This is a genomic window from Protofrankia sp. CiP1_Cm_nod2 (assembly GCF_920664355.1).
In the GTDB taxonomy this organism is placed as follows: domain Bacteria; phylum Actinomycetota; class Actinomycetes; order Frankiales; family Frankiaceae; genus Protofrankia.
Genome location: NZ_CAKKTL010000164.1, coordinates 6,525 through 9,942, shown reverse-complemented (window position 1 = coordinate 9,942; position 3,418 = coordinate 6,525). Strand labels below are relative to the sequence as shown.

Genomic DNA, 3,418 nt, shown 5'->3' with positions numbered 1-3,418 from the left:
ATCGGCCGGTCGGCAGCGGTGCCGGTGCCGGTGCCGGTGCCGGTGGTGCCGGAGGCGGTGATGCCGGCAGTGGTGGCGCCGGATGCGGTGGTGCCGGCGGTGAGCTGGTGGGCGAGGCTGCGGTCCAGACCGGCGGCCGCCGGGCCGACCAGCTCGTCCAGATAGGGGCGGATCGCCCGAGCCGCCTCCAGCACCCCCTTGATCTCGTTCACTCCGCCGTCTGTCTCGCCATCGTCGGTGCCCATCGCTTCTCCTCGTCGTACCGTGCGTCGTTCCATGCCGGGTGCCGGCCCGGGCGTGCACCGTGACTTCCCTGATTCCTTGGCTATATGGGCCTGGCTATGCGGAGAGCGGGATCGCGTCTCGGCGCTGTTCGATCCGGGTGGAGGCTACCCGCCTGATCGCTGGTGACCCGTAATGACTAGTCTCGCGGCGTGGCCACCGTTTGGAGAAGACAACCGGTGTTCGTCGCGCGGTCCGGCAGGCGGGCACGGCGGGTCCGGCGGGTGGGGTGGGTACTGGGAGCCGTGATGCTCGGCTGTCTCGGGTTGGTGGCGGCGGGTCTGTCGGGGGTGGCCACGGTTCCCGGTGTGACGTTGCCGCCGTTGTTCGGTTCCTCCGACCGGCCGGCTCCCGCATCCTCCCCGAACTCCGGCTCCGACGGCCTGGACGCCGCTGCCGGGGGTATGCCACGCGCGCAGGCGTCGGTCGCGGCGCCGGCGCGTCCGGTGACCGCTCCGGCGCCGTCCGGCCCTTCCGGCCCGCCGGGGATGCCGGCTGCCTCCACGAGTGGCGTGTCGGGGCCGCTCCCGGTGGCCACCGTCGTGGCGGTGTCCTCCACGCCGCCGCGGGCTGTCGCCTCCCCGAAAGGCCAGGGCCAGGGCCAGGGCAGGCCGACCGAGCAGGGAAGGCCGACGTCCAAGCCGAGCCCGTCGAAGCCGTGAGGCATCGGCGTGACGCGCACCGGACCCCCCGGGCGCACTGGCTGCTGCTCGCGCTGTTCATCGGCACATTGGCGAGCATGCTCGGGATTCAGGGATTCGCCCGGCACGGAACCGGTCCGGCCCGCACCCCCGCCCCCGACGGCACCGTCGAGGAGACGGCGGCGGGCCCGGGGGACGGGCTGGGCGGCCCGGTCCTCGACCTGTCCGGCCCGGTACCCCAGGGGCGTGGCCTGCCTGCCCGGACGGTCGCGCTGACGTTCGACGACGGGCCCGACCCGCGATGGACACCCGCCATCCTCGACGTGCTGCGTCGGCACCGGGCGCAGGCGACCTTCTTCGTCGTCGGCTCCCGCGTCCTGGAACACCCCGAACTGGTCCGGCGTATCCGGCAGGACGGTCATCAGCTCGGCATCCACACCTTCAGCCATTCCGACCTCACGGCCGCGCCCACCTGGCGTCGCCGGATCGAGATCTCCCTGTCACAGTCCGCGCTGGCCGCCGCGACCGGCGCGACGTCCAGCCTGCTGCGGCCGCCCTACTCGTCCACCCCGGCCGCGCTCACCCTCCCCGCCTACACCACCTATCGTGAACTCGCCTCGCAGGGTTACCTCACCGTCCTCGCCGACATCGACTCCCGCGACTGGACCCGTCCCGGTGCTGACGCGATCGTGCGGGCGGCCACCCCCGTGGGCACGGCCGGCGCGGTCGTCCTGTTCCACGACAGCGGTGGCGACCGGAGCCAGACCGTTGCGGCCGTGGACCAGCTACTGGACGTACTGGACGCGCGAGGCTACCGCCTCGTCACACTTTCGGCTGGGCTGCGGCTACCGTCCGACGTCGCCTCCCACCCCGCCGACACCGCCACCAGGCTGCGTGGCCAGGCGCTGCTGGCCACCTACCGGATCTCCAGCGCGTTGACCTGGACGCTGACCGCCTTCCTCGTCCCGCTCACCGTGCTCACTCTCCTGCGTGCCGTGGTCGTCACGGTGATCGCCCGCCGGCACTGGCGGCTCGCCGACCGGCGGCGCAAGGCCGCCCGCCGGCGCCTGCGGAGCACCGACCTGCGCCGGCGGACGGACAGCGGGTTCCGTCCGCCGGTCAGTGTGATCATTCCTGCCTACAACGAGGCGGTCGGCATCGCCGACACCGTCCGCTCGATGGTCGCCAACGACTACCTCGATCTTGAGGTGATCGTGGTCGACGACGGCTCCAGCGACGGCACCGCCGACATCGTCGAACAGCTCGGACTGCCCGGGGTGCTGGTCGTCCGGCAGGCCAACCAGGGCAAACCAGCTGCTCTCAACCACGGCATCGCCGTCGCCTCCGCCGACGTGCTCGTCCTCGTCGACGGGGACACCGTCTTCGAACCGGACACGGTCCACCACGCCGTCCAGCCGCTGCGCGACCCGGCCGTCGGCGCCGTCGCCGGCAACACCAAGGTCGGCAACCGGCGGGGGCTGCTCGGCCGCTGGCAGCACATCGAATACGTGCAGGGCTTCAACCTGGACCGCCGGATGTACGACGTGCTCCAGTGCATGCCGACCGTGCCGGGGGCGATCGGTGCGTTCCGCCGGGAGGCGTTGGAATCGGTCGGAGGCGTCTCGGAGGACACCCTCGCCGAGGACACCGATCTGACCATGGCGCTGTGCCGCGCCGGCTGGCGGGTCGTCTACGCCGAACAGGCCCGGGCCTGGACCGAGGCGCCGGCCACCCTCGGCGCCCTGTGGCGGCAGCGCTACCGCTGGTGCTACGGCACGATGCAGGCGATGTGGAAGCATCGGCATGCCGTGGTCGAACGCGGCGCCGCCGGCCGGTTCGGCCGCCGCGCCCTGCCCTATCTGCTGATGTTCCAGGTCCTGCTGCCGATGCTTGCCCCCGTCATCGACCTGATGGCCCTCTACGGCCTGCTGTTCGTCGATCGTGGTGCTGTCCTCATCTCGTATGCCGTCTTCTCGCCGTCCAGCTCGCCACCACCGCCTACGCCTTCCACCTCGACCGGGAACGGTTCGGCCCCCTGTGGACCCTGCCGCTCCAGCAGATCGTCTACCGTCAGGTGATGTACCTGGTGGTCATCCAGTCCGTGGTCAGCGCCGTGCTCGGCAGCCGGCTGCGCTGGCACAAGCTCGCCCGCGCCGGCAGCGCCGGCTCCGCGCTGGAGACCCGTACCCCCGTCGGACCAGCCTGATAGCGGATCATCATTCTTCGCTACCGGCTGAGCGCTGCTCGGGACCGCCTCTCCCGGTGAATCTCAGTTGGCTCCACGACGACGGCCACCGCTCTCACCGCCCGCTGCGGGCTCGACCCGAGTGCTCGGGGGAGCTGTTCAGCGGAAAAGGCGGAATGCGGCGGGGGAGCGGGTGGCGTCGGCGGGGATGCGGGGGCGGACGGGGGCGGCTAGTTCGAACCAGACGTGTTTGCCGGGGCTGTCGTTGGCGGGTTTGTCCACTACGCCCCATTCGCTGGCGAGCGCGGCG

General features: G+C 71.9%; 2 protein-coding genes and 1 pseudogene. 1 reads left to right on the top strand and 2 read right to left on the bottom strand.

What is annotated here, in order from left to right:
- A pseudogene (locus NBW84_RS17115) lies at positions 1-245 on the bottom strand (hypothetical protein); the annotation flags it as partial.
- 176 nt (positions 246-421) lie between these two features.
- Positions 422-949: a hypothetical protein gene (locus tag NBW84_RS17110; RefSeq protein WP_250285737.1), complete on the bottom strand. Its 528-nt coding sequence runs from the start codon at positions 947-949 to the stop codon at positions 422-424.
- Between NBW84_RS17110 and NBW84_RS17105 the strand changes: the two genes are divergently transcribed.
- Positions 941-3,001: a bifunctional polysaccharide deacetylase/glycosyltransferase family 2 protein gene (locus NBW84_RS17105; RefSeq protein ID WP_250285736.1), complete on the top strand. Its 2,061-nt coding sequence runs from the start codon at positions 941-943 to the stop codon at positions 2,999-3,001. The two genes, NBW84_RS17110 and NBW84_RS17105, sit on opposite strands and share 9 nt — an antisense overlap.
- The last annotated feature ends 417 nt before the right edge of the window (positions 3,002-3,418 follow it).

What these genes read in the sequence shown, in the direction of transcription:
- NBW84_RS17110 (WP_250285737.1), bottom strand. Translation starts at nt 949, where the DNA reads ATGCCTCACGGCTTCGACGGGCTCGGCTTGGACGTCGGCCTTCCCTGC.